A 23,148-nucleotide genomic window follows, 5' to 3' on the forward strand; every position below is an offset into this window, starting at 1 on the left:
CTGTCGGGTGAATCGGAGGTGATCAGTGGCGATGTTGCCGGGTCACACCTGCGTCGTACTGGGAGGCGATCTGCTGCCAGCCGGCAGCGATCAGGCTTTGCGCGTCGAGGCTGGAGGGCGCACTGGCGTTTGTGCGGTTGAGCCAGACGTCGGCCTGCTCATGCTCGGCGTCGACCAACATGAGCATCGAACCGGCTACGTCCAAGGCTTGGCTGGCACCGAAATAGGCTGCCTCGTCACCGGGCAGCAATTGCCACTGGTGGCTGCCACGGCTGGTCGCGCTGGCATCGGCGGCGAACGGCGGAAAGCCTTCGTCGGCCAGCTCTGCGGGGCTCAGCAGCGTCTGCTCTTCGTCACGGCGGATGCGGATCTCGTCAGCGGCTACGCGCAGGTCGGCGTAGATGCCCTGTTCGGCGGCGGTGAGATCACGGCGGGCATCGATCTGATGGCTCTCGATGCTGGTTTCGCTTTCCGTCTCGCCATGCCAGGCCACTACCGAACCGGCGGCCAGCAGGATGGCCAGGCACAGCAGCAGTACGTAGAGGGTTTCATGACCGGCACCTGCGGGGCGTACGACCTGAACCGTCATGGGGCCTCGATTTCTGTGTGGTCGATTTCCACGATATGGCCGGGGCCCGCATCGAACAACACGTAGAACTCGCCTTCGGGGCGTTTGAAGGTGATGGTCGAGTCTTCGGCCAGCTTGCCGGGCACCAGGATGCTCTCGTCGTAACTGATCACGTCCAGGGTCACGCCGGCAGCACCGCTGCCATCGGAAAAACCACCGGTACAGCGGATGTGTTCGGCGTCGATGTCTTCGCACTGGCACATCGGGTTGTGCGCCAGGGCTACACCGCTGAGCGACAGCAGAGCGACGCCTGCGGCCAGACGTAGGGATTTAGAGTTGATCATTATTTGCCTCCTTGTTGTTTCTTCAGCCAGGCGACGGTGGACGGGGACGCCTGCTCGAGCGGCACGGCGGCTTGGTGCATGGAGCCATCCCAGCCTTCCATGGTGATCCACAGTTCGGCGTCGGGCTTGGTGCGGGCTGGCAATGGCACAGTGGCCCCCATGCGGTGAGCGCTACCGAAGAATATGCCACCGGCAGCGCGCAGGCTGCGTGGTTTGCCGATGCGCAGGTAGGTGGCCTTGACCTGGCTGGCGCATTCGGCGCACAGCGCACCATTGAAGGCTTTCATGTAGCCGGCTGGGCCATCGAGCTCCGGTGGCCCGGCGCGGAACTCGGCCAGACGGATCGACCAGGGGCCCACCGCCACTTCACCGATCATGCGTTCGCCCAGGCCGCTGGTGCCGGTGAACAGCGCCACATCGGCGAAGTACTTGGGCATGAATCCCAGCGGGATGAGCACCAGCAGGATGTTGATGTGGAAGCGCCACTTGTACCAGATACGGCTCAGGGGAGAGGCGGGTTGTGCGGCAACGGCCTTGCTCATGCCTTGACCTCCGTATTGTCGCTGCTGCTATCGGCTGTGCGGCTACGGGCCGGACGCTTGATCACCTTGGCGGTGGCCTGGGCGGTGCGCTTGGTCCAGATCAGCAGGCCGCTAAGTACCATCATGCTGAGCATCAGGCCGAAGAAGAACCAGATCATCTTGATCCAGATGCCGCCGAAGTCGCCGGTGTGCAGCGGGCGCATGGATTCGGTGACGAACTCCAGTTTGGAGCGATCTTCCAGCAGGCGCTGTTGCGCCACTTCGCCTGTATAAGGGTTGATGGAGGCGCTCTGGAACATCAGCGGGTACCAGCCGCGACCGCTCACGGAAATGTGGTCGTAGGCATTGCTGGGCAGGCGGGTGAAGCTCACGTCCAGGCTCGGTACCTTACTGATGGCAATCTGCGCGGCTTCGTCCAGACCGATCATTGGGATCGGCTCGCCGGGCCTGACGATGGGCACGTCTTCACGTGCCACGATGGCAGGTACGCCCTCGGTCGAGATGGAAATCTGATTGTCGAACAGGATTGCCTGAATCAGAAACCAGATACCGGTGATCGACACCACAGCGATGAACCAGATCGACCAGATGCCGCTCAGGCGGTGGAAGTCGCCCCAGAAAATCCGTGCACCCTGGTTGAAGCGCAGGCGCGGTTTGAAGAAGCCTTTCCAGAATTTCTTGTAGACCACCAGGCCGGTGATCAGCGACAGCAGCATGGGGATGCCCATCATCGACACCAGGTACCAGCCCCAGCTGAAACCATTGGTGAAGGGCACCAGCCACCAGCCGTGCAGGGCGCGGGTGAACTGGCGGAAGTCGAACTGCGGGCTGACGCCCTGGATGTCCCCGGTATACGGGTTGACGTACAGCGTCGGCGTGCTGCCATCCGGGTAGGCGACCCTGGCGGTAAGCGCGAAGTGGGACTCGTCCGGCCGGCTGATGGACTGCACGATGGTCTGCGGCTCGGCCTTGTTGATCGCCGCCAGCACCTGGCCGAAGGTCAGCAATTCTGCGTCGTCCGAAGGTTTGGTGGCGCGCACGTCGGGGTTGGCCAGCCAGACGATTTCCTGGCTGACCACGGCCAGGGTGCCGGTAACGCAGACGATCAGCACAAAGAACCAGATGGGCAGCGCGAGCCAGCTGTGGACGAGAAACCAGATTTTTGAACGCGACTTCTTGGACATGGAATATCAGTCTTGTGAAAAGGCCGGGAGTCGCTGGGCGGAGCAGCGAAAAAAGGCACTTTTATTAACGGACGAAACCCCGCCTGCCTTACGGCCTGCGAGGGTGGAAACCCGATGGTGAGCGTTGCTATCGCGCTCTTGTGTGTAGGTTACTTATTAAGACGGATGAGAAGCGTAAAACCCGCAGCCGCAAATGAAAATAATTATTTCATAGATTCAGATGTACTGATGCTGCCTTTTCGACACGCCCGACGCAACTCACCCGGTGTCTGCTGCAGCCACCGCTTGAATGCGCGCTGGAAGGGCTCCGCCGAGGAGAAACCAAGCAGATAGGCGATCTCGCCGAACGACAGTTCGGTGTCGCGTACATAGGCAATGGCCAAATCGCGGCGAGTTTCATTGACGATGGTACTGAAGCGCGTGCCTTCATCGGCCAGACGTCGGCGCAGCGTCCAAGTCGGTAGCTGCAGCTGTCGGGCGATCTCCTCCATGTCTGGTTCGCAGCCGTGCAGACGTGGCCCGAGCAGTTGGCTGACCCGTTCACGCAGGCTGTGGGTGCGGGTCAGGCGCTGGAGTTCCTGCTCACAGAGTTGCAGCAATTCCTGCCAGGTGCCGGGGCAGTGCTGCGGGTTGCGCAGGTTCAATGTCTGCTGGTCGAGGCGCAGGCCGTTGAAGGCAGCATCGAAGGTGGGCGGGCAGGCGAGTTCAGCTTGATAGCGCTGTGCGTAGTCGGGCGGAGAAAACTCCAGATGCAGCGCCTCGGTTCTCAGCTCGGTGTCGGCGAGCGTGCTCAGTTGATACAGCCAGCCCGCCAGTACCGAGTCGACCACGAAGCGGTTGTAGGCGTTGTAGGGGCCAATCGAGTGAAAGCGCAGCCAGGCACCACGGCTGTCCTCCTGAAGGCTCGAGCGGCCACGGTAGTTGGAGGCATACAGCGGCTCGAAGCGGGTCAACGTGCGCGCCGCCTCACGCACCGTTGGCGCCTGGGCGGCGGTAATTCCGGCAAGGCCCAACTGCTGCAGGCGGGCGAAACGGCCCATCAGCAGACCCAGCGCCGGTTCGCCAGTAAGTTCGATGGCGCTGTGGCCCAGGTGCATGTAGCGCGGAATCGACAGCCTGGCCTGGGGTTCGGCCAGGCGCGGGGCATCGAATCCGTAGTGTTCCAGCAAGGGTCGCGGTTCATGCCCGAGGTGGCGCACGGCATCGGCCAGGCTGTAGAGAAAGCCGACGGAGAGATCGCCCAGGCGGATGCGTGCAGGGTTCATGGGCTTGGTCAATGCTCGTGGACGGGCAGGCAGATTAGCTCGACCCGCGATAGCTCGCCAGCTTCACTGTCACTCAGGATCAGTAAGTTGTCATTCATGATCATTGAGGCAGCGGCGTGGCTTCACTATCGTCTGCCCCATATCGACCGTTGCCCACAGAGGCCGCGGCATCCCGTGATCACCGCCGATGGATGCATGACCATGACCGCTTACCCACATTTGCTCGCTCCGCTGGATCTGGGTTTCGTCACCCTGAAGAACCGTACCCTGATGGGCTCCATGCACACTGGGCTGGAGGAGAAACCCGGCGGTTTCGAGCGCATGGCGGCCTATTTCGCCGAGCGGGCTCGCGGTGGTGTCGGCCTGATGGTCACCGGCGGCATCGCGCCGAACGAGGAGGGCGGGGTATACGCTGGCGCGGCCAAGCTGAGCACCGTCGAAGAAGCCGAGAAGCATCGCATCGTCACCGCGGCGGTGCATGCCGCCGACGGTCTGATCTGCATGCAGATTCTCCACGCTGGCCGTTACGCCTACAGCCCCAAGCAGGTTGCGCCGAGCGCCATTCAGGCGCCGATCAACCCGTTCAAGCCACGGGAGCTGGACGAAGAAGGCATCGAGAAGCAGATCGCCGATTTCGTCAACTGCGCGGTACTGGCGCGCCAGGCCGGTTACGACGGTGTCGAGATCATGGGTTCCGAGGGGTACTTCATCAATCAGTTCCTCGCTTCCCACACCAACCAGCGCACCGACCGCTGGGGCGGCAGCTTCGAAAACCGCATGCGCCTGGCGGTGGAGATCGTGCGACGGGTGCGCGAGGCGGTCGGCAGCGACTTCATCATCATCTACCGGTTGTCGATGCTCGACCTGGTGGAAGGCGGCAGCGACTGGCAGGAAGTGGTCGTGCTCGCCAAGGCCATCGAGGCAGCGGGGGCGACCCTGATAAACACCGGCATCGGCTGGCACGAAGCGCGCATTCCAACTATCGCCACCAAGGTGCCGCGGGCAGCGTTCACCAAGGTCACCGCCAAGCTGCGCGGCGAGGTGAAGATTCCGCTGATCACCACCAACCGCATCAACACCCCGGAAGTGGCCGAGCGGGTGCTGGCCGAGGGCGATGCCGATATGGTGTCCATGGCTCGGCCGTTTCTCGCCGACCCCGAGTTCGTCAACAAGGCGGCGGCGGGGCGTGGCGACGAAATCAATACCTGCATCGGCTGCAACCAGGCGTGCCTCGACCATACCTTCGGCGGCAAGCTGACCAGCTGCCTGGTCAATCCGCGCGCCTGTCACGAAACCGAGCTGAATTACCTGCCGACCGCAGCGGTGAAGTCGATTGCCGTGGTTGGTGCCGGCCCTGCCGGTCTGGCTGCTGCCACGGTGGCGGCTGAGCGTGGTCATCGCGTTACCCTGTTCGATGCGGCGGGGGAAATCGGTGGCCAGTTCAACGTCGCCAAGCGAGTGCCGGGCAAGGAGGAGTTCTTCGAAACCCTGCGCTACTTCAAGCGCAAGCTGGAAACCACCGGCGTCGACCTGCGCCTGAATACCCGGGTAACTGCGGGTGATCTGCTGGCTGCCGGCTTCGACGAGGTCATCCTGGCCACCGGTATCGTGCCGCGTACTCCGGCGATTGACGGCATCGGCCACGCCAAGGTGATCAGCTATCTGGACGCCATCCTGCAACGTCAGCCGGTCGGCCAGACGGTCGCGGTGATCGGGGCCGGCGGCATCGGCTTCGATGTCAGCGAGTTCATCACCCACGCGGGCGCGGCCACCAGCCTGGATCGTGATGCATTCTGGAAGGAGTGGGGCATCGACCCGGCCCTGCAGGCCCGTGGTGGCGTCGCCGGTGTTCAGGCCGAGATCGAGCCCGCCGCGCGCCAGGTATTTCTGCTGCAGCGCAAGAAGAGCAAGGTCGGTGACGGCCTCGGCAAGACCACCGGCTGGATCCATCGTGCCGGGCTGAAGAACAAGCGGGTGCAGATGCTCAATGCCGTCGAGTACCTGAAAGTCGACGACGAGGGCCTGCACATTCGCATCGCCGATGGCGAACCGCAGCTGTTGCCGGTGGATACGGTGATTCTCTGCGCCGGGCAGGATCCGCTGCGCGAACTGCAGGATGAACTCGTGGCTGCCGGGCAGGCGGTGCACCTGATCGGCGGTGCAGATGTGGCCGCCGAGCTGGATGCCAAGCGCGCCATCGATCAGGGTTCGCGTCTGGCCGCTGCTCTCTGAGGCGCTGCTTTCGGGAGGCTCTACCGAGCAGGTCACAGTTTGGCTTAGCCGTTCGTCCTGCGGCTGAGTGACTGCCAACCGTGTCACACAGTGGATGGCGCGTTCTCGCCTAGACTTGCTGAGCTGCAGATTTTACCGCTGCAGCTCATGTGCAACCGAGAACGGTCATTTGTCTGGAGAACATCGATGAGCAAGCCGCAACTGATTGAGGCCGTGATGTTTTTCGCTGATGACGGCAGCATCAGTAAGCAGATGTTCTACACCGAGTTCGAAACGCTGCTCGATGGTTTGGTGAAGATGCCGGTTTTCGCTGACCAGCAGATTCGTGTCGTCTACGTGACGATCAATGCACGTCTGCAGATTCGCTCGGCTGTATTTTTCTATCTGGACTTCGACGAAAGCGGCGCGCCCGACAGCGGCTGGAACATTCCGCTGCAGCAATTGGCCGAGCGTGCCGGCCGTGGCCCTGATCTGGGTGGCGGGCCGATTCGTCTTGCTTGCCGCAGCCAGTGCCCGGTGTCCTGGCATCAGATGCACCTCTGGGATCCCAGCCTGACTGCAGGCAACAACGACCTGGCCTTGCTGCGCGACACCGTCAAGATCAACAGCCTTGGCATCCTGCTTCGCGAGGAGGAGACCAGTAGTGTTTCTCCGGCACGTTTGCAGGTGGCCTCTGAGGATCAATGGTACGCCGCCGACTCGTCCCGGGAACTGGCCGAGAAGCTTGCCGAGAGGCTGTCTCGCGACTATCGGCAGAAGGCCGCGCAGCTGGTCAAGCAGCAGCGTGAGCGCCTTGCCAGTTTGGGGCAGGAGCATCAGGCCGAGCTCGCGGCTCTATCGACACAGGCCAAAACGCAAATTGTCGACCTGCAGGGGCAGATTCAGGCACTCCACCAGGCTGTGCGCCAGCAGGAGATGTTGAACAAAACCCTCAAGGGGCAGCTCGACGAGCAGCTCGCCGTTCAACAGAGTGAGCGCGACGAGATGGCTGCTCGCTTGCGTGCGGCAGAGCGCCATGCACGCACCGAACGTGAAATCCTCCGTGAGCAGTTCGATGAAGAACTGCGTGCGCGCCTTATCGCTACCCAGGCTGCGGCAGAAGAGCAGGCCCGCCGCCATGAAGCAGAAGCCACGCAGCGCGGTGCCCATCAGGTGCTCGAACGTTTGGCTGGGCAGGGTGTGGTATTCGTGGTGTTCCATCCGGGGGCCGGCCACCTCACCGTGCCGCTGCAGGATGTCGACCGCTATTTGGCCAGCCCCCTAGGGTATGCGGCGAGTAAATGCTTTGTGTCAGAAAGCCAGTACCGCCAATGGCTGGAGCACTATCAGCGCCCGCGTTGCGAGGGCCTGCAGGCCAGCGGCCAGCGCTGTGACGTAGCGGTGGAGCGCGTCGAAACGCCGGGGCGCTTCGTGATGGGGGATTCCAACTGCTGCATGCTGCACAAGGCAGCCGCCCGCCTGCGTACCGTTAGCTGAGTTAAACTCCCGGGCCCTTTGGCCAGCTCCGCCGTGTGCTTTCATGAGCCCATTTTCCCTTGCCGCCGTCAGTCACTGGCGCGCCCATGCGCCGCTGCAGCGTCTCTCATTCGATTGGCTAGCGGGCGTTGAGTTGGCGGTATTACGGCTGGATCTGATTGATCCGCTGATCAGTGGTAACAAGTGGTTCAAGCTCGCCCCGCACCTGAACAGCGCTGCGCAGCAGGGCGCTCGCGGCATCATCAGCTTGGGGGGCGCCCATTCCAACCACCTGCATGCGTTGGCCGCCGCTGGCCAGCGTTTTTCGTTCGCGACCGTCGGCCTGTTGCGCGGCCACCCTCAGAACACGCCAACCGTCAGTGACCTGCAGCGTTTCGGCATGCAGATTCATTGGCTGGGCTATGGAGGCTATCGCGAGCGTCACCTTGCGGGCTTCTGGACGCAATGGCAGGCGCGTTATCCCGACTTCTACACGGTGCCCGAAGGTGGCGGTGGGTTGCCGGGTGCTCAGGGCTGTGCCGATCTGGTCGAATTGGTGGCAGCGCAATTGCCGTCGTTGGGCTGGAGCGATTATCACGGTTGGTGGCTGGCTGCCGGTACCGGCACCACCCTGGCGGGGTTGGTGATGGGCGAAGGCGGGCGACGGCCTGTTCATGCCGCACTGGCGGTGCCGTTCGATCATGGTGTGCCGGAGCAGGTGCAGGCGTTGCTGGCGCAAGCGGGTCTGGCCGATGCAGGCTACCAGTTGTTCGATGCATGCCGGGGTGGCTTCGCACGGCAGGATGCCGAACTACTGAGCTTTATGGCTCAATGCGAAATCCAGAGTCGCTTACCGCTGGAGCCGCTTTACACCGCCAAGGCACTGATGAGCTTGCGTGAGGCCATTGGCAATGGTGCGATCAAGGCCGGCACGCGGCTGATCTTCGTGCATACCGGTGGGTTGCAAGGGCGGCGAGCGGCCCTCGCGCCTGGTTCCGCTACCGTCTAGCCCTGAACGGGCCAGTCGTCGTCTACCAGAAACAGGCGCTGGCGCTCATGCAAATAGCCGCTGGCGTCGGGGCGCATGTCGACCAGCAACTTGGCATCGGCGTGCTCGGGTAACTCGTCCAGCCAGGCTTGCAGACGAGTGCTCGACCAGCCTTCTTCCTGTGCCATGCGTGCAGGCGCAAGCCACGCGTGGCGCGGCAATGGTTGCCAGCGGGCGTCCCCATCTTTCGCCTGAAACCCTGGCCACTCGCTGCGATGCAACCACACACCGCGCAGATGCGCTGGATGGGCGCCTTCTGGTGGCAGGCAAGTGCGCGTATGGGGATAGAACAGGTAACCGCCGATCCACATGGCAGCCTGAGTACGTTCGCCCGTCAGTGCATCCAGAGCAGGGCGGGCTTCGGGATGCGCCGACAATGGCAATTGATGGCTGGTGAGGTGCTCGAGCTTGAGATCCAGGCGGTCGTGGCTGCCCGGGCCTATCCATCGTGCCGGCGCAGGCGACGGTGCGCCGAGGTAAAGCTTGATGGCCAACTCCAGATGATGCACGCCGCTGCCATCGCGCAGCAGCAGATCCAGTTCGCCAAGCGTGTGGCCGCCCTGGCGGATTGGCAGGTTGGCAGCCAATATCTCAACGCCGGGTGCAGCATGCAGAGCGAACTGCCAGAGGCGTTCATAGTAGAGGCCCAAGCGGCGTACCGAGCTTCGCGACAGCCAGGTTTGCAAGGGCGCGCAATCCTGATCCTGGCGCAGCAGCCAGTCCGCCAGCAGGCTTGGCTCAGCAGCCCAGGCGCTTTCGATTAACGGATGGCGCTGTTGCCTATGCGTGTGAGCGAGCAAGGGCGGTGATAACAGCGTCCAGGCCAGATCCCGCACCGCCGGCTGGATCAGTTGACGGGGCAGGTTGACGAGGGGGGCGAATGGATTCATGCCGAAAGCATAGGGGCTTTTGCTCGATTGGCGCGAGGGTTTGCCGCCGTAGGGCATCTCTAAAAACGTAGGTGAGGCAGTCAGCGCGAGGCAAAAACAGGCGAAAAAGCGCAGTTTACGAGCTGTAAATGAGCATTTTGAGCCTGTTTTTAACGCTGCGATGACAACGCAGGTAGTTTTTAGAGGTGCCCTAAAGCGGGCTTTCACCCATAATCGGGACATTAGAGCCACAGCGTCGCGGGAGCCCCATGGAGCAGTTTCGTAATATCGGCATCATCGGCCGCCTGGGCAGCACCCAGGTGCTCGACACCATTCGTCGCTTGAAGAAATTCTTGCTCGAACGCCAGCTGCACGTGATTCTCGAGGACACCATCGCCGAGGTTCTGCCCGGTCATGGTCTGCAGACATCCGCCCGCAAGCACCTGGGCGAGTTCTGCGACCTGGTGATCGTGGTCGGTGGCGACGGCAGCATGCTTGGTGCAGGTCGTGCCCTGGCCCGGCACAAGGTGCCGGTACTTGGCATCAACCGCGGCAATCTGGGGTTTCTTACCGATATCCGCCCGGATGAGCTGGAGTCCAAGGTCGCCGAGGTGCTGGAAGGCAACTACCTCACTGAGAACCGCTTTCTGCTCGAAACCGAGGTACGCCGTCATTCCGAGGCGATTGGCCAGGGCGATGCGCTCAATGACGTAGTGCTGCACCCGGGCAAGTCCAACCGAATGATCGAGTTCGAGCTGTACATCGACGGCCAGTTCGTCTGCAGCCAGAAGGCCGATGGCCTGATCGTCGCCACGCCGACCGGCTCCACCGCCTACGCGCTGTCGGCTGGCGGGCCGATCATGCATCCCAAGCTGGACGCCATCGTCATCGTGCCGATGTACCCGCACACGTTGTCCAGCCGGCCCATCGTGGTGGATGGCAACAGCGAGTTGAAGATCGTCGTCTCCAAGGATCTGCAGCTTTATCCGCAGGTGTCCTGTGACGGTCAGAACCACTTCACCTGCGCCCCTGGCGACACCATCACGGTGCGCAAGAAATCCCAGAAGCTGTGCCTGATCCACCCGCTGGATCACAACTACTACGAGATCTGCCGAAACAAGCTGGGATGGGGTAGCCGGCTCGGCGGCGGAGGCGACTGATGCAGCTCGACTCGTCTCGCGGTTATGACCTGATCGGAGATATCCATGGTTGCGCCAATACCTTGGTGCACCTGCTTGAACGCCTGGGTTATCGCCGTCAGAACGGCACCTGGCGCCACCCGCGGCGCATGGCGATCTTTCTCGGCGACCTGATCGATCGCGGCCCGCGCATTCGCGAAGCGGTGCACCTGGTACACGACATGGTGCGGGCTGGCGAAGCGCTGTGCATCATGGGTAACCACGAGTTCAACGCGCTCGGCTGGATGACCCCGGCGCCGCCCGGCAGTGGCCGACAGCATGTGCGTGAACACAGCCCGAGGCATGCGCGGCTGATCGGCGAAACCCTCAAGCAGTTCGAGCCTTACCCCGATGAGTGGCGCGATTTTCTGGCCTGGTTCTACGAACTGCCGCTGTTTCTCGATGCGGGGCATTTCCGTGTGGTGCACGCCTGCTGGGACGAAGGGATAATCGCGCCGCTGCGCCAGCAGTTCCCGGACGGTTGCATCGACGAACACTTCCTGCAGGCTTCGGCAGTGCCCGGCAGTTACGCCTGCACCGTGCTCGATCGATTGCTGCGTGGTACCGATATGCGCCTGCCTAATGGCCTGAGCATGACCAGTGGCGATGGTTTCACCCGCTCGTTCTTTCGCACCAAGTTCTGGGAAGACAACCCGCAGACCTACGGCGACGTAGAGTTCCAGCCCGATGCCTTACCTGAGTTGGTGGCGCAGATGCCGCTCAATGAAATGCAGAAGACCGAACTGTTGAAGTACGGGCCGGAAGAGCCGTTGCTGTTCGTGGGCCACTACTGGCGCAGCGGCATTCCTGCGCCGATTCGCCCCAACCTGGCCTGCATCGACTACAGCGCAGTGATGTACGGCAAGTTGGTGGCTTACCGCCTGGATCAGGAAACCCGCCTGGATCCGCACAAGTTCGTCTGGGTCGACGTAGAGAAACCAGAGGCCCCACGATGAGCGCCGTGATCGCCTTGCGTGTGCCGCTCGATGCGGATATGGCGCCTTTCATTGCGCTGCTGCGCAATCTGGGCGTTGCCCACCGAGTGGCGGAACAGGCCAATGAGCAAGTGCTCTGGGTGCCCGACGAACACACGGCGGGTCAGGTACGTGAGCTGTATGCCCGGGTGCCGCAGGGCGATCCCAATCTGCAGCCGGTACGTACCCAGGCCGTGCGCGAACGCCCCGGGCTGCTCTCCCAGGCGAAAGGCAGCCCGCTGACGCTGATCGTGCTGGCGCTGACGCTGCTGGTCGCACTGCTGACCTGGGGCGGTGAAGACTACGATGTGGTGCGTTGGCTGAGCTTTGTCGACTTCCATATCGATGGTCAGTACATCTACTTCGGCACCTTTACTCAAGCGATGGACAGCGGCCAATGGTGGCGCGTGCTCACGCCAATGCTGCTGCATTTCGGCCTGTTGCACCTGACCATGAACAGCTTGTGGTACTGGGAGTTGGGTCGGCGCATCGAGGCGCGTCAGGGCGCCGTGATGCTACTGCTGCTAACGCTGTGGTTCGGTCTGGCAGCCAACGTGGCGCAGTATGTCTACGGCGGCCCGGCTTTGTTTGGCGGCCTGTCTGGCGTGCTCTACGGCCTGCTTGGGCATTGCTGGCTGTTCCAGTGGCTGGCCCCGAATGCTGCTTACAAGCTGCCGCGCGGCGTGCTGGTGAGCATGCTGATCTGGCTGTTGATCTGCATGACCGGCGTATTCGAGCTGCTGCAGTTCGGCGCCATCGCCAACGCTGCCCATGTCGGTGGGTTGGTGGCCGGGTGCGTCACCGGGCTGATTGGCGGTCTGCTGGCCCGGCGACGCCGCTGATGTGCTTTTACCAGCGGTAGCTTAGCGAGCCGATCAGGCTGCGTTCATCGCCATAACGACAGGTCGTGTTGCAGAACAGGTACTTCTCGTTGCCCAGGTTCTGGGCCTTGGCGGCCACTTCCCAGTGGTCGTCGATTTCATAGCTGATCAGCGCATCGAACAGCGTGTAGGCGGGGATCTTGCCTTCATAGACCGTTGGTGTGGTGCGCGTGGTGCCGGTATAGCGGGCGCCAGCCGCGAATCGCAGTTGCCGCAGACCGAGGGCGCTCAGGCGATAGCTCGCCCACAGACTGGCGCTGTGGTAAGGCACGCCTTCGATGCGTTTGCCGACATTGCTGGCGCTGCTGTCCTGGATCACATGCGAGTCGGTATAGGCGTAGGACGCGGTGAGGCTGAGGTTATCGCTGGCCTCTGTCTTTGCCTCCAGCTCCAGGCCTTTGGAGCGGGTTTTCCCGTATTGCACGAATGTGGCGTTGGCGGCGTCGAAGCTCAGCGAATTTTCCTGAGTCAGCTGGTACACGGCGGCGCTGATCAGCGTCTGGCTGCCAGGGGGCTGATAGCGTACACCGACCTCATACTGCTCGCCTTCCAGCGGCGCGAAGGCGTTGCCAACGGCTGGATTGCTGACATTGGCCGGCTGAAACGACTGGCTGTAACTGGCGTAAGGCGCCACGCCGTTATCTGCCATGTAGACCAGGCCAATACGGCCGGTGGCTTTCTTGTCGTTGCGGGTGGCACGTGCCCCGGTCGCGAAGGTGGTGGTACGGCTTTCCGCCCAGTCCTGACGGGCACCGAGCAAGAGCAGCCACTTATCGTCGAACCTGATCTGATCCTGCAGGTAGAGGCCTTTCTGCGCGCTGTGCAGATCGGAGCCGGTTTCCGCGGCGGTGTTTTCGCCGTAGCCGGTATGGATCGGGTTGGCGAGATCCAGCGGCGGTGCCAGTTGCGCCAGGGAAGCGCTGATATGGCGGTGGGAGTCGTAGGTCTTGTGGTAGTAGTCCACGCCCACCAATAAGCTGTGTTGCCAGCGGCCACTGTCCAGCGTGTATTGCACGTTGTTGTCGGTTGTCCAGCCGGTGGAGCGTTCGTCACGTTCGCTGTAGCGGCGCAGTAGTTGACTGCCGACGATGGCTTGCGGAATCAGGTAGTTCCAGTCGGTATTGGCCTGGAAGTAGCGCAGGCTGTGGTTCACTTGCAGATGGTCGTTGAAATGATGCTCAAACAGGTATCCGAGCGTATCCATACGGTTGTTGAAGTGATCGTAACCGGGTTCGCCAACGAAGTCGTCGCGGCCGATCTTGTAGCCCGGCGTATCGCTGTAGGTGGTCATGGTGTAGGCCGTCGGCGGGGCGAAGCCGGTGAAGGTTTCCTGATGACTGGCGAGAACGGTGAGCGAGGTGTCCTCGTTGGGACGCCAAGTCAAGGCGGGCGCGATATAGCGGCGGTCGTCATCGATATGATCGACCTGCGTATTGCTGTCGCGCCACAGGCCGGTCAGGCGGTAGCTGAACTGACCCTGATCATCCAGCGGGCCGCCTAGGTCGAAGGTGTACTGGCGACGGTCGTAGTTGCCGATTTCGATACCCACTTCATGCAGCGGTTCGCTGGTCGGGCGCTTGCTGATGGTGTTGATCACTCCACCTGGCGACAGTTGCCCGTAGAGCACGGACGAGGCGCCTTTGAGCACTTCTACCCGTTCCACGCCGTAGGCTTCGATGCTGCCGTCGTAGGGGTTGGCCTGCAGCTTCATGCCGTCACGCAGGATGCCGCCAGTGCCCGCGCCGACGTTGAAGCCGCGCAATGTGAAGTCATCCGCGGTACGGCTGAAGCCACTTGGCTGGCTGCCGAAACCAGCGGTGTATTTCAGCGCGTCGGAAAGATTATCGCCCTTGCGGTCGTTCATTTCGTCGCGGGTTACGACCGAAATCGACTGCGGCGTCTCGAGCAGCGACGCATCGGTCTTGGTGGCCGAGCTGCCTCGCTGGGCGACATAGCCGGAAAAAGGCGCACCCATGCGTTCGCTGGTAATCGTGGAGTCGACGCGTGTGGCATCGAGGGTCATCAATCCGTTTTGTGGGGCCGGCTGCACGCTGAGCGTTCCGCTACTGGTGGTTCGCACTTCAAGGCCGCTGCCGCGCAGGGCTTGCTGTACTGCTTCGCTGGCACTGAATGAGCCGTACACGGGAGCGGCCTGATGGCCATCGACGTCCGCCGGGATGAACAGTATCTGCTGGCCACTGCGTTGGCCGATTTCGATCAGCGTAGTGGCCAGCGGTGCCGCCGACAGGGCGAAATCATGGCGCTGCTGCGCTGCGCTGGCATTGCCATGCACAGCGATCACGAAAGCGGTGATGAAGAACGGCAAGCAAGACTGATGAGACATGGTGATCCAGAGCTCCGAGTCGCAGGAAACACCCCTGGCGATCGCTTTCGCCAGGGTTCTTTACGGGTATGTGCGATGAGTCGGAGTTTTTTTCAGGCTTTGGTAAAAATTAATTCGCCGCTCTTAGGCATGCTCGATACGCGTCCACACGCCCAGGTAGCTATGGACGCGTACCGGCAGGATATCCGCCAGCGCAGCCAGCGCCTGAGCGCTGTTATCCAGGTTGAATACGCCGGAGATGCGTAGATGGGCTGCATTGTGGGAAAGCTGCAGCATGCCTCGGTGATAGGGGCGCAGTTGGTCGATCAATTGATCCAGCGACAAATCGTGCGCTTGCAAGAGGCCGTTGACCCAGGCATCTGGAGCACCCGCAAAAGGCCGCATCCCTGTCACGCCATTAGCGATCATGTGCACCTGCTGCCCTGGCAGCAGGTGGCGCCCGGCAATGCTTGCGTTGCCGCGCAGCAGACAGGCGCGAGCGAACTCATCGTGCAGCTCCAGCATGCAGCGTCCGTCTGCCAGCTGGATGTCGCCGAAACGACTCGCCAGAGTCATTGGGCGTGGCTCTGCACCCTGTGTGTCGATGACCAGGCTGCCTTGATGCAAGCGGATAAGGTGCCGCTCACCGGACAGGTCGATATCGACAGCGCTCTGTGCATTGAGCGTCAGCCAGGCACTTGGCAATTCGATCCGCCGGCGCTCGGCAGTTTGCGTACGAAGGTCGGCGTTCCAGTTGTTCAGCGGCATGCCAGGTTTACTGAGCAGGTGAGCGCCGACAGCCATCGTGCTGATTGCCAGCGTGCCGCGTAGCAGGTTGCGGCGGCTCAAGTTCGGCGCATTCAGCGCTTGTCTGGCTGGCGCAGTTTTCAGGGGTATTAGCGTTTTACCCAGTCGCTGTTGCAGAGCATTCCAGGCGTCGGCGTGAGCAGGGTTGGCGCTCAGCCAGTGCTGGAAACGCATGCGCTCGTCATCGTCGAAGTTGCCCGAACTTTGCCGCGCGTGCCACTCGATGGCTTGCTCTATCAGTGGGCTCACGTCTCGGCGCCGTAGCAGGCCTTGAGGCCCTGAACGATGTACTGGTGCACCCGGGTGACGGACACGCCCAGTTCCCCTGCAATCTGCACGTAGGTCAGGCCGTCCAGCTGGCTGTATAGAAAGGCGGCGCGAGCCTTGCTGGAAAGCCCGTCGAGAAGGCGATCGATCTCGACAAGCGTTTCCAGCAACAGGTAGTGATCTTCAACGGAGGGGGCAAGGCGCTCCGGCTCGGCAGCCAGTGCCGCCAGGTAGGCGCGTTCGAGGTCGCGTCGTCGCCAACTGGCGAATACCAGACGTTTGGCGATAGTGGTCAGCAGTGCACGGGGTTCGCGGATCTTTCGCTCATCGCGCATCGCGACAACCTGAGCGAAGGTTTCAGCGGCCATGTCTGCAGCGTCGTGGCGGCAGCCAAGACGGGCGCGCAGGCGCTCGAACAACCAGCCATGGTGCTCGCCGAACAGGTTGTGAAGCATTGCCGTCCGGTTGCTGGAGTTGGCTGGAAGCATGCTGGAGGGGTCACTTGCTATTGAAAATTATTATCATTCTGTCATTTGCCCTCACCACTGGCAATCGCATCCGCCGGACGATACGTGCTGTTTCGATCAATGCCCGTGCGCCGAAGCATGTGGCCCGGTAATATGTGGCTTTTTCATCCTGGAGCCAGCCATGTCCTCCTTCGTCGAATTGATCCGCAACATCACCCCGGACGTGTATGAAAGCCTCAAGCTGGCCGTCGAGATCGGCAAGTGGCCGGACGGCCGCAAGCTCACTCAAGAGCAGAAGGAACTGAGCCTGCAGGCGATGATCGCCTGGGAGATCGAGAATCTGCCCGAGGATCAGCGTACCGGCTACATGGGCCCCTCCGAGTGCGCCTCGAAGTCCGCGCCGATCCCCAATCTGCTCTACAAATCGTCGGAAACCCTGCACTGATGTTAGAAGTAGCCCGTGGCGCCATGAGCAAGATGACAACCCAGCTCGACGCGCCAGTGCAGTATGCGTTTCGCCTGGGTGACGAGCAGATCGCCGTCAACCCGATGATCGGCAAGACCGTGCGCCTGGAGTTTCTGGGGGCGATTCATTGCAGCCATTGCGGCCGTAGAACCAAGACCAGTTTCAGCCAGGGTTACTGCTACCCCTGCATGCAGAAACTCGCCCAGTGCGACCTGTGCATCATGAGCCCGGAACGCTGCCACTACGATGCCGGCACCTGCCGTGATCCCGGTTGGGGCGAACAGTTCTGCATGACCGATCACGTGGTGTATCTGGCCAACTCGTCAGGCATCAAGGTGGGCATCACCCGCGCCACGCAGATCCCCACGCGCTGGATCGACCAGGGCGCGACCCAGGCACTGCCGATCATGCGTGTGGCCACGCGTCAGCAATCCGGCTTCGTCGAAGACCTGCTGCGCAGCCAGGTGGCCGACAAGACCAACTGGCGCGCGTTGCTGAAGGGCGATGCGACACCGGTCGACCTGCTTGCTGTGCGCGAACAGATTTTCCATGCCTGCGCCGAAGGCATCGACACGCTGCAGCAGCGTTTCGGCCTGCAGGCCGTGCAACCGTTGAACGAGCAGTCGGTCGTCGATATCCGCTACCCGATCGAGGGCTACCCGGCCAAGATCACCAGCTTCAACCTCGACAAGAACCCTGTCGCGGAAGGTACGCTGCTCGGCATCAAGGGTCAGTACCTGATGTTCGATACCGGCGTGATCAATATCCGCAAATACACCGCTTACCAGATCGCAGCCAGCTGCGCCGCCTGACCGGCAGGCGCTGCTGACGCCATTCACCTGTCTGTCACGCCAATGGGCGTGGCATCGAAGAGGTTCCCATGCGCACCGAGCAATCGAAGACCATCTACCTGAAGGACTATCAGGCGCCGGATTACCTGATCGACGAAACTCACCTGACCTTCGAGCTGTTCGAGGATCACACCTTGGTGCACGCCCAGTTGGTGATGCGCCGCAACCCGGCGCTTTCGGCTGATCTGCCCGTGCTGACCCTCGATGGTCAGCAGCTGGAGTTGCTTGAACTCAAGCTCGATGATCGCGCGCTGAGTGCCGCCGACTACACGCTCACCGACAGCCACCTGAGCCTGCAGCCGACCCAGGCCAGCTTCGTTGTCGACAGCAGCGTGCGCATCCACCCGGAAAGCAACACCGCGCTGGAAGGGCTGTACAAGTCCAGCGGCATGTTCTGCACCCAGTGCGAGGCCGAAGGCTTCCGCAAGATTACCTACTACCTCGACCGCCCGGATGTGATGAGCAGCTTCACCACCACGGTGAGCGGCGACAAGCAGAAGTACCCGATCCTGCTGTCCAACGGCAACCCGGTCGCCAGCGGCCAGGAAGACGACGGTCGGCACTGGGCGACCTGGGAAGATCCGTTCAAGAAGCCGGCCTACCTGTTCGCCCTGGTCGCCGGTGATCTGTGGTGCGTGGAAGACAAGTTCACTACCATGAGCAGCCGTGAGGTGACGCTGCGCATCTACGTCGAGCCGGAAAACATCGACAAGGTGCAGCACGCCATGGACAGCCTGAAGAAGTCCATGAAGTGGGACGAAGAGGTCTACGGTCGCGAATACGACCTGGACATCTTCATGATCGTCGCGGTCAACGACTTCAACATGGGCGCCATGGAGAACAAGGGCCTCAACATCTTCAACTCCAGCGCCGTGCTGGCCCGCGCGGAAACCGCTACCGATGCCGCGCACCAGCGCGTCGAGGCGATCGTCGCCCACGAGTATTTCCATAACTGGTCGGGCAACCGCGTGACCTGCCGTGACTGGTTTCAGCTGTCGCTCAAGGAAGGCTTCACGGTATTCCGTGACGCAGCGTTCTCCGCCGACATGAACTCGGCGACGGTCAAGCGCATCCAGGACGTGGCCTACCTGCGTACCCACCAGTTCGCCGAGGATGCAGGCCCCATGGCCCACCCGGTGCGCCCGGATGCGTACATGGAAATCTCCAACTTCTACACCCTGACCATCTACGAAAAGGGTTCCGAAGTCCTGCGCATGATCCACACCCTGCTGGGCGAAGAAGCCTTCCGCAAGGGATCGGATCTGTACTTCGAGCGCCACGATGGTCAGGCCGTGACCTGCGACGACTTCGTCAAGGCCATGGAAGACGCTAGCGGCATCGACCTGACCCAGTTCAAGCGCTGGTACACCCAGTCGGGCACGCCGCGCCTGGCTGTCAGCGAAGGTTACGACGCCGCTGCCAAGACCTACACGCTGACATTCACCCAGAGCTGCCCGGCCACGCCAGGGCAGCGTGAGAGCGACAAGCTGCCCTTCGTTATGCCGGTGCAACTTGGTTTGCTCGACGCCCAGGGCAACGACCTGCCTCTGCGCCTGCAGGGCGAGTCCGCTGCCGGTGGCAGCAGCCGCGTGCTGTCGGTGACCGAGGCGCAGCAGTCGTTCACCTTCGTCGATATCGCCGAGAAGCCGTTGCCCTCGCTGCTGCGTGGCTTCAGTGCACCGGTCAAACTGAGTTTCCCCTACGACCGCGATCAACTGATGTTCCTGATGCAGCACGACAGCGATGGTTTCAATCGCTGGGAGGCGGGTCAGCAGCTCAGCGTACAGGTGCTGCAGGAGCTGATCGGTCAGCACCAGCGTGGCGAGAAACTGGTGCTCGATCAGCGACTGGTCAGCGCATTGCGCACCCTGTTGCAGGATGACTCGCTGGATCAGGCAATGGTCGCCGAGATGCTTTCACTGCCGGGTGAGGCCTATCTCACCGAGATCAGCAACGTGGGCGATGTCGATGCCATCCACGGCGCCAGCGAATTCGCTCGCCAGCAGTTGGCCGAGGCCTTGTTCGAGCCGCTGTGGCAGCGTTATCAGGCCAACCGCGAGGTGTCGCGTACTACGCCTTACGTGGCCGAAGCCGAGCACTTCGCTCGTCGTGCCCTGCAGAACATCGCGCTGTCGTACCTGATGCTGACCGGCAAGCCCGAGGTGCTGGCGGCGACGCTGGAGCAGTACGAGGCGTGCGACAACATGACCGAGCGCCTGACTGCTCTGGCGGTGTTGGTCAACTCGCCGTTCGAAGCCGACCGTGCCAAGACCTTGGAAGCCTTCGCCGAGCACTTCAAGGACAACGCCCTGGTCATGGATCAGTGGTTCAGCGTCCAGGCGGCCAGCACCTTGCCGGGCGGCCTTGCACGTGTGCAGGCTCTGATGGAGCACCCGGCATTCACCCTGAAGAACCCGAACAAGGTACGTGCATTGATCGGTGCGTTTGCCGGCCAGAACCTGGTGAACTTCCATGCCGCCGATGGCAGCGGTTATCGCTTCCTCGCCGACCAGGTGATCGTGCTCAACGCCCTCAATCCGCAGATCGCCTCGCGCCTGCTGGCACCGCTGACCCGCTGGCGCAAGTACGGCAGCGAGCGCCAGGCGCTGATGAAGGCGGAGCTGGAGCGGATTCTCGCCTCCGGTGAGCTGTCGGCGGATGTCTATGAGGTGGTGAGCAAGAGCCTGGCCTGAGCAGTCGGGATGGGCGACCTCTTCCGGTAGGAATGTCGCCCTAGAGGCGAAGCGTTAGTGGCTTTCACGCGACATCTGCGTTGTCCGTGCGATTCTCCCGCAAGCAGGCTCCTACAAAGGCGGGTTGCCGCAGCAGAATTGGGTGCCTGGCTCAGTTGTGTAGGAGCCCGCTTGCGGGCGATGCAATGATGGCCTGACTGCGACTGCAGCAATCGCCGCGGTGCTGGCATTCATTCGATTGCCGGCTATCCAATCTGGATGCAGATCCTCTGCAACCATTAGAAACTCTCTGAAGGTCTGAAAAGTTCGTTCTAGAGCGGTTTGACTTGATTTAACGCGCATCATCGGGCCGAATGTTACCGTTCGTTCCCGCAGTAACGTTTTTCGTTACCTACTGGAATCAAAAGTTACCTCCTTATAAGTCGACACACTTAATATTCGGCGCTAGCGATTGACTAGCACGCGTGGCTGTGTGCGCTTCGCACCGCTTTCTGGGGAGGAGGCGGTTGAAAAGGCAGTAATCGAGAACTATTGGTCAGTGGACGATCAGTCATAAAAAGACGGTGCGGGGCTGCTCTGGAAAAGCGGTTTCGGCTAATACGATCGTTTGAATTGGCACCAAGGTTGCACTGCATAAGGCAGTGATGCCAGCCAGTTCAGCGCAATGACAGGACACCCAACAAGGTGTCCGCCAGGCCCACCGAAAATCGGGCCGGATAGAACAACGACTGTCTGTCAGCGGAGTAGAGATTCAATGCGTATCAAGTCCTTTGAGCCGGCCTTGCGCCTGGTTCCGGCGAAGGCGGGTTATGCCCTGGCCAGCGTGTTACCGCTGCTGGTCGCGGTACCCGTACAAGCGGTGGAGTTCAGCTTCGCCGACAACGAAATCAGTGGCTCGCTCGACACCACCCTGTCTTATGGGCAGCTGTGGCGTGTGCAGGGGCAGAGCAGAAGCAACGACGACGTCAACGTCAACGACGGCAATCGCAATTTCGATACCGGACTGGTTTCCGAGGTGTTCAAGATCACCTCCGATCTGGAAATGAATTACCAGAACTACGGCGTCTTCGTGCGCGGCACAGCGTTCTATGACACCCAGATCATGGATAAGCGCAACGACTTCAACAGCGGCAACAGGCCCGCTCAGCCAAGCCAGAACTTCCCGGATGACGACAGCTTCACCCGCGACACTCGGCACAAGGCCGGACGCGATGCGCAGATCCTCGATGCCTACGTCTATGGCAACTGGGATGTCGCTGAGCGTCCGGTCAGCGCGCGTCTGGGCCGGCAGGTGTTCAACTGGGGCGAGGGCGTGTTCTATCGTGGCGGGGTGAATACCAGCAACCCGGTGGACGGCGCGCGCTTCCGGCTGCCAGGTTCGGAAATCAAGGAAGTACTGATCCCTGTCGAGGCGGTCAGCTTCAATATCGGCCTGACCGACAACCTGTCGATGGAGACCTTCTACCAGTTCAACTGGAAGGAAACCGCCATCGACCCGGTGGGCAGTTACTTCTCCGAGACCGATCTGTTCGCCGAAGGCGGCAACACGGCCTATTCTCGAAATCCAGCTTTGGGCAGCCCCGCTTTTCAGGGCAACTATGCCGCGTTGAGTGCATTGGGTGTCGGTGGCCTACAGGGCAGCAGCTATCTCGATAACAACGGCTATTTCAAGGTCGCGACCATTGGCTCCGACCTCAACGCCAAGGACGATGGCCAGTTCGGCGTAGCGTTGCGCTACATCGCCGAGCAACTGAATTCCACTGAATTCGGCTTCTACTTCGTCAACTACCACGCCAAAGAGCCGACCGTTTACGCCGATCTGGAAGGGTTCTCCGGGCTGGATATGGATGCAATCGCCAGTGCTGCCAGCGGCGGTGGTTTTGCCAATTACGCCTCTCTGCTCAATGCGGCCGGTGCCGGTAGCGTCGCGGCGCAGACGCTTCTGGGGCTGGTCAATGGTGCTGCGACCGTCGATACCGCCAACCGGATCAACGCCCGCCGCGAGTACGTCGAAGATATTCGCATGTACGGCTTCAGCTTCAATACCACCCTGGGCAATGCCTCGCTGTTTGGTGAGTTGTCCTATCGGCCGAACCTGCCGATTGGCATCGCCGCCACCAACGACCTGCTCGGCGATCTGCTGCGTCAGGCGCCACAAGTGGTGCAGGGCCAGCAGGTGAATATCGGTGGCAGCGCTCTACAGCTCGGCGAGCAGATCCACAACTACGAGCGCGTCGAGGCCTACAACGCTTCGCTGGGTACCATCTACAATTTTGGCCCGTCGCTGGGTTTCGATGCCCTGACCGGCGTGGCCGAGCTGGCCTCCGAGCACCTGCGCGGCAGCGACCTGAAGTACACGGCCTACGATGGTTCGACCCGCTACTACGCCGGGCGCGGCGACTCGTCCTATGTCTTCGGCTATGGCCGCAGTTACCAGGTCAACAAGAACGCCTATGGTTACACCCTGGTGCTGTCCGGCACCTGGAACGACGTCCTGGCCGGGGTCAACCTGTCGCCCTTCGTCGTCTACAAGGATGATTTCGAAGGTAACTCCTACCAGACCGGCAATTTCATCGAAGGCCGTAAGGCTTACACCGTCGGCATGAAAGCCAGCTACATGAACAGCCTGGAAGCCGAGCTGCAGTACACCGAGTTTTCCGGTGGTGGTAACAACAACGCCGTGCGCGACCGCGACAATATCGGCGTCAACGTCAAATACTCCTTCTGATCACGG

Annotated in this window: 19 protein-coding genes; 10 read left to right on the forward strand and 9 right to left on the reverse strand. The window is 61.6% G+C overall.

The window, feature by feature from the left end; translation table 11 throughout:
* Positions 1 to 22: 22 nt before the first annotated feature.
* From K5Q02_RS14260 to K5Q02_RS14280, 5 genes are all read right to left on the reverse strand, one after another.
* Positions 23 to 589, reverse strand: a complete 567-nt coding sequence (locus K5Q02_RS14260; protein ID WP_225831554.1) for a DUF6162 family protein — start codon at positions 587 to 589, stop codon at positions 23 to 25.
* Positions 586 to 912: a hypothetical protein gene (locus tag K5Q02_RS14265; protein ID WP_225831557.1), complete on the reverse strand. Its 327-nt coding sequence runs from the start codon at positions 910 to 912 to the stop codon at positions 586 to 588. The genes K5Q02_RS14260 and K5Q02_RS14265 overlap by 4 nt, the downstream gene beginning before the upstream one ends.
* Positions 912 to 1,454: a thiamine pyrophosphate-binding protein gene (locus K5Q02_RS14270; RefSeq protein WP_225831559.1), complete on the reverse strand. Its 543-nt coding sequence runs from the start codon at positions 1,452 to 1,454 to the stop codon at positions 912 to 914. Before K5Q02_RS14270 ends, K5Q02_RS14265 begins: the two co-directional genes overlap by 1 nt.
* Positions 1,451 to 2,638 (reverse strand): PepSY-associated TM helix domain-containing protein, encoded by a 1,188-nt coding sequence (locus K5Q02_RS14275; protein ID WP_225831561.1) that lies wholly within the window; start codon positions 2,636 to 2,638, stop codon positions 1,451 to 1,453. Before K5Q02_RS14275 ends, K5Q02_RS14270 begins: the two co-directional genes overlap by 4 nt.
* A gap of 203 nt (positions 2,639 to 2,841) precedes the next feature.
* Positions 2,842 to 3,903, reverse strand: coding sequence for an AraC family transcriptional regulator (locus K5Q02_RS14280; RefSeq protein WP_225831563.1), 1,062 nt, complete (start codon positions 3,901 to 3,903; stop codon positions 2,842 to 2,844).
* A 195-nt stretch (positions 3,904 to 4,098) separates the two neighbouring features.
* On the opposite strand from K5Q02_RS14280, the gene K5Q02_RS14285 reads away from it, so the two are divergent.
* The 3 genes from K5Q02_RS14285 (at position 4,099) to K5Q02_RS14295 (ending at position 8,599) form a co-directional block, all read left to right on the forward strand.
* Positions 4,099 to 6,135, forward strand: a complete 2,037-nt coding sequence (locus K5Q02_RS14285) for an oxidoreductase (RefSeq protein ID WP_442963926.1) — start codon at positions 4,099 to 4,101, stop codon at positions 6,133 to 6,135.
* A gap of 186 nt (positions 6,136 to 6,321) precedes the next feature.
* Positions 6,322 to 7,611: a chromosome partitioning protein ParA gene (locus K5Q02_RS14290; RefSeq protein WP_225831566.1), complete on the forward strand. Its 1,290-nt coding sequence runs from the start codon at positions 6,322 to 6,324 to the stop codon at positions 7,609 to 7,611.
* Between the two features lie 43 nt (positions 7,612 to 7,654).
* Positions 7,655 to 8,599: a 1-aminocyclopropane-1-carboxylate deaminase/D-cysteine desulfhydrase gene (locus tag K5Q02_RS14295; RefSeq protein ID WP_225831568.1), complete on the forward strand. Its 945-nt coding sequence runs from the start codon at positions 7,655 to 7,657 to the stop codon at positions 8,597 to 8,599.
* On the opposite strand, the gene K5Q02_RS14300 is transcribed toward K5Q02_RS14295, so the two are convergent.
* Positions 8,596 to 9,528 (reverse strand): DUF1853 family protein, encoded by a 933-nt coding sequence (locus tag K5Q02_RS14300; protein WP_225831570.1) that lies wholly within the window; start codon positions 9,526 to 9,528, stop codon positions 8,596 to 8,598. The genes K5Q02_RS14295 and K5Q02_RS14300 overlap by 4 nt on opposite strands.
* 248 nt (positions 9,529 to 9,776) lie before the next feature.
* Here K5Q02_RS14300 and K5Q02_RS14305 point away from each other — a divergent pair, with 248 nt between their 5' ends.
* Genes K5Q02_RS14305 through K5Q02_RS14315 form a run of 3 tightly spaced genes read left to right on the forward strand, consistent with a single transcriptional unit; the run spans position 9,777 to position 12,501 of the window.
* A complete protein-coding gene (locus K5Q02_RS14305) occupies positions 9,777 to 10,667 on the forward strand; it encodes an NAD(+) kinase (protein WP_225831572.1) in 891 nt (296 codons plus the stop codon).
* Positions 10,667 to 11,641: a metallophosphoesterase gene (locus K5Q02_RS14310; RefSeq protein WP_225831574.1), complete on the forward strand. Its 975-nt coding sequence runs from the start codon at positions 10,667 to 10,669 to the stop codon at positions 11,639 to 11,641. Before K5Q02_RS14305 ends, K5Q02_RS14310 begins: the two co-directional genes overlap by 1 nt.
* Complete coding sequence (locus K5Q02_RS14315) at positions 11,638 to 12,501, forward strand: rhomboid family intramembrane serine protease (RefSeq protein WP_225831577.1); 864 nt, start codon at positions 11,638 to 11,640, stop codon at positions 12,499 to 12,501. Before K5Q02_RS14310 ends, K5Q02_RS14315 begins: the two co-directional genes overlap by 4 nt.
* A 7-nt stretch (positions 12,502 to 12,508) precedes the next feature.
* Here the strand turns inward: K5Q02_RS14315 and K5Q02_RS14320 are convergent, their stop codons facing one another.
* The 3 genes from K5Q02_RS14320 to K5Q02_RS14330 all read right to left on the reverse strand — a co-directional run bounded on the left by K5Q02_RS14320 (position 12,509) and on the right by K5Q02_RS14330 (position 16,392).
* A complete protein-coding gene (locus K5Q02_RS14320; RefSeq protein WP_225831579.1) occupies positions 12,509 to 14,884 on the reverse strand; it encodes a TonB-dependent siderophore receptor in 2,376 nt (791 codons plus the stop codon).
* A 123-nt stretch (positions 14,885 to 15,007) separates the two neighbouring features.
* Complete coding sequence (locus K5Q02_RS14325; RefSeq protein WP_225831581.1) at positions 15,008 to 15,919, reverse strand: DUF4880 domain-containing protein; 912 nt, start codon at positions 15,917 to 15,919, stop codon at positions 15,008 to 15,010.
* The gene (locus tag K5Q02_RS14330; protein WP_230411025.1) at positions 15,916 to 16,392 is read right to left on the reverse strand and encodes a sigma-70 family RNA polymerase sigma factor; all 477 of its coding nucleotides are present in this window, start codon (positions 16,390 to 16,392) and stop codon (positions 15,916 to 15,918) included. The genes K5Q02_RS14325 and K5Q02_RS14330 overlap by 4 nt, the downstream gene beginning before the upstream one ends.
* A gap of 193 nt (positions 16,393 to 16,585) precedes the next feature.
* Here K5Q02_RS14330 and K5Q02_RS14335 point away from each other — a divergent pair, with 193 nt between their 5' ends.
* The 4 genes from K5Q02_RS14335 (at position 16,586) to K5Q02_RS14350 (ending at position 23,142) form a co-directional block, all read left to right on the forward strand.
* Positions 16,586 to 16,849, forward strand: coding sequence for a YeaC family protein (locus tag K5Q02_RS14335; RefSeq protein ID WP_225831586.1), 264 nt, complete (start codon positions 16,586 to 16,588; stop codon positions 16,847 to 16,849).
* Positions 16,849 to 17,682, forward strand: a complete 834-nt coding sequence (locus tag K5Q02_RS14340) for a DUF2797 domain-containing protein (protein ID WP_225831588.1) — start codon at positions 16,849 to 16,851, stop codon at positions 17,680 to 17,682. The genes K5Q02_RS14335 and K5Q02_RS14340 overlap by 1 nt, the downstream gene beginning before the upstream one ends.
* A gap of 68 nt (positions 17,683 to 17,750) precedes the next feature.
* Complete coding sequence (gene pepN, locus K5Q02_RS14345) at positions 17,751 to 20,414, forward strand: aminopeptidase N (protein ID WP_225831590.1); 2,664 nt, start codon at positions 17,751 to 17,753, stop codon at positions 20,412 to 20,414.
* A gap of 754 nt (positions 20,415 to 21,168) precedes the next feature.
* Positions 21,169 to 23,142, forward strand: coding sequence for a DUF1302 domain-containing protein (locus tag K5Q02_RS14350; RefSeq protein ID WP_225831592.1), 1,974 nt, complete (start codon positions 21,169 to 21,171; stop codon positions 23,140 to 23,142).
* Positions 23,143 to 23,148: the final 6 nt, after the last annotated feature.

This window comes from Pseudomonas sp. MM211 (genome assembly GCF_020386635.1).
Lineage (GTDB): Bacteria > Pseudomonadota > Gammaproteobacteria > Pseudomonadales > Pseudomonadaceae > Aquipseudomonas.

What these genes read in the sequence shown, in the direction of transcription:
- K5Q02_RS14265 (WP_225831557.1), bottom strand. Translation starts at nt 912, where the DNA reads ATGATCAACTCTAAATCCCTACGTCTGGCCGCAGGCGTCGCTCTGCTG.
- K5Q02_RS14310 (WP_225831574.1), top strand. Translation starts at nt 10,667, where the DNA reads ATGCAGCTCGACTCGTCTCGCGGTTATGACCTGATCGGAGATATCCAT.
- K5Q02_RS14335 (WP_225831586.1), top strand. Translation starts at nt 16,586, where the DNA reads ATGTCCTCCTTCGTCGAATTGATCCGCAACATCACCCCGGACGTGTAT.
- K5Q02_RS14315 (WP_225831577.1), top strand. Translation starts at nt 11,638, where the DNA reads ATGAGCGCCGTGATCGCCTTGCGTGTGCCGCTCGATGCGGATATGGCG.
- K5Q02_RS14270 (WP_225831559.1), bottom strand. Translation starts at nt 1,454, where the DNA reads ATGAGCAAGGCCGTTGCCGCACAACCCGCCTCTCCCCTGAGCCGTATC.
- K5Q02_RS14260 (WP_225831554.1), bottom strand. Translation starts at nt 589, where the DNA reads ATGACGGTTCAGGTCGTACGCCCCGCAGGTGCCGGTCATGAAACCCTC.
- K5Q02_RS14300 (WP_225831570.1), bottom strand. Translation starts at nt 9,528, where the DNA reads ATGAATCCATTCGCCCCCCTCGTCAACCTGCCCCGTCAACTGATCCAG.
- pepN (WP_225831590.1), top strand. Translation starts at nt 17,751, where the DNA reads ATGCGCACCGAGCAATCGAAGACCATCTACCTGAAGGACTATCAGGCG.
- K5Q02_RS14320 (WP_225831579.1), bottom strand. Translation starts at nt 14,884, where the DNA reads ATGTCTCATCAGTCTTGCTTGCCGTTCTTCATCACCGCTTTCGTGATC.
- K5Q02_RS14280 (WP_225831563.1), bottom strand. Translation starts at nt 3,903, where the DNA reads ATGAACCCTGCACGCATCCGCCTGGGCGATCTCTCCGTCGGCTTTCTC.
- K5Q02_RS14290 (WP_225831566.1), top strand. Translation starts at nt 6,322, where the DNA reads ATGAGCAAGCCGCAACTGATTGAGGCCGTGATGTTTTTCGCTGATGAC.
- K5Q02_RS14330 (WP_230411025.1), bottom strand. Translation starts at nt 16,392, where the DNA reads ATGCTTCACAACCTGTTCGGCGAGCACCATGGCTGGTTGTTCGAGCGC.
- K5Q02_RS14295 (WP_225831568.1), top strand. Translation starts at nt 7,655, where the DNA reads ATGAGCCCATTTTCCCTTGCCGCCGTCAGTCACTGGCGCGCCCATGCG.
- K5Q02_RS14350 (WP_225831592.1), top strand. Translation starts at nt 21,169, where the DNA reads ATGCGTATCAAGTCCTTTGAGCCGGCCTTGCGCCTGGTTCCGGCGAAG.
- K5Q02_RS14275 (WP_225831561.1), bottom strand. Translation starts at nt 2,638, where the DNA reads ATGTCCAAGAAGTCGCGTTCAAAAATCTGGTTTCTCGTCCACAGCTGG.
- K5Q02_RS14340 (WP_225831588.1), top strand. Translation starts at nt 16,849, where the DNA reads ATGTTAGAAGTAGCCCGTGGCGCCATGAGCAAGATGACAACCCAGCTC.
- K5Q02_RS14285 (WP_442963926.1), top strand. Translation starts at nt 4,099, where the DNA reads ATGACCATGACCGCTTACCCACATTTGCTCGCTCCGCTGGATCTGGGT.
- K5Q02_RS14305 (WP_225831572.1), top strand. Translation starts at nt 9,777, where the DNA reads ATGGAGCAGTTTCGTAATATCGGCATCATCGGCCGCCTGGGCAGCACC.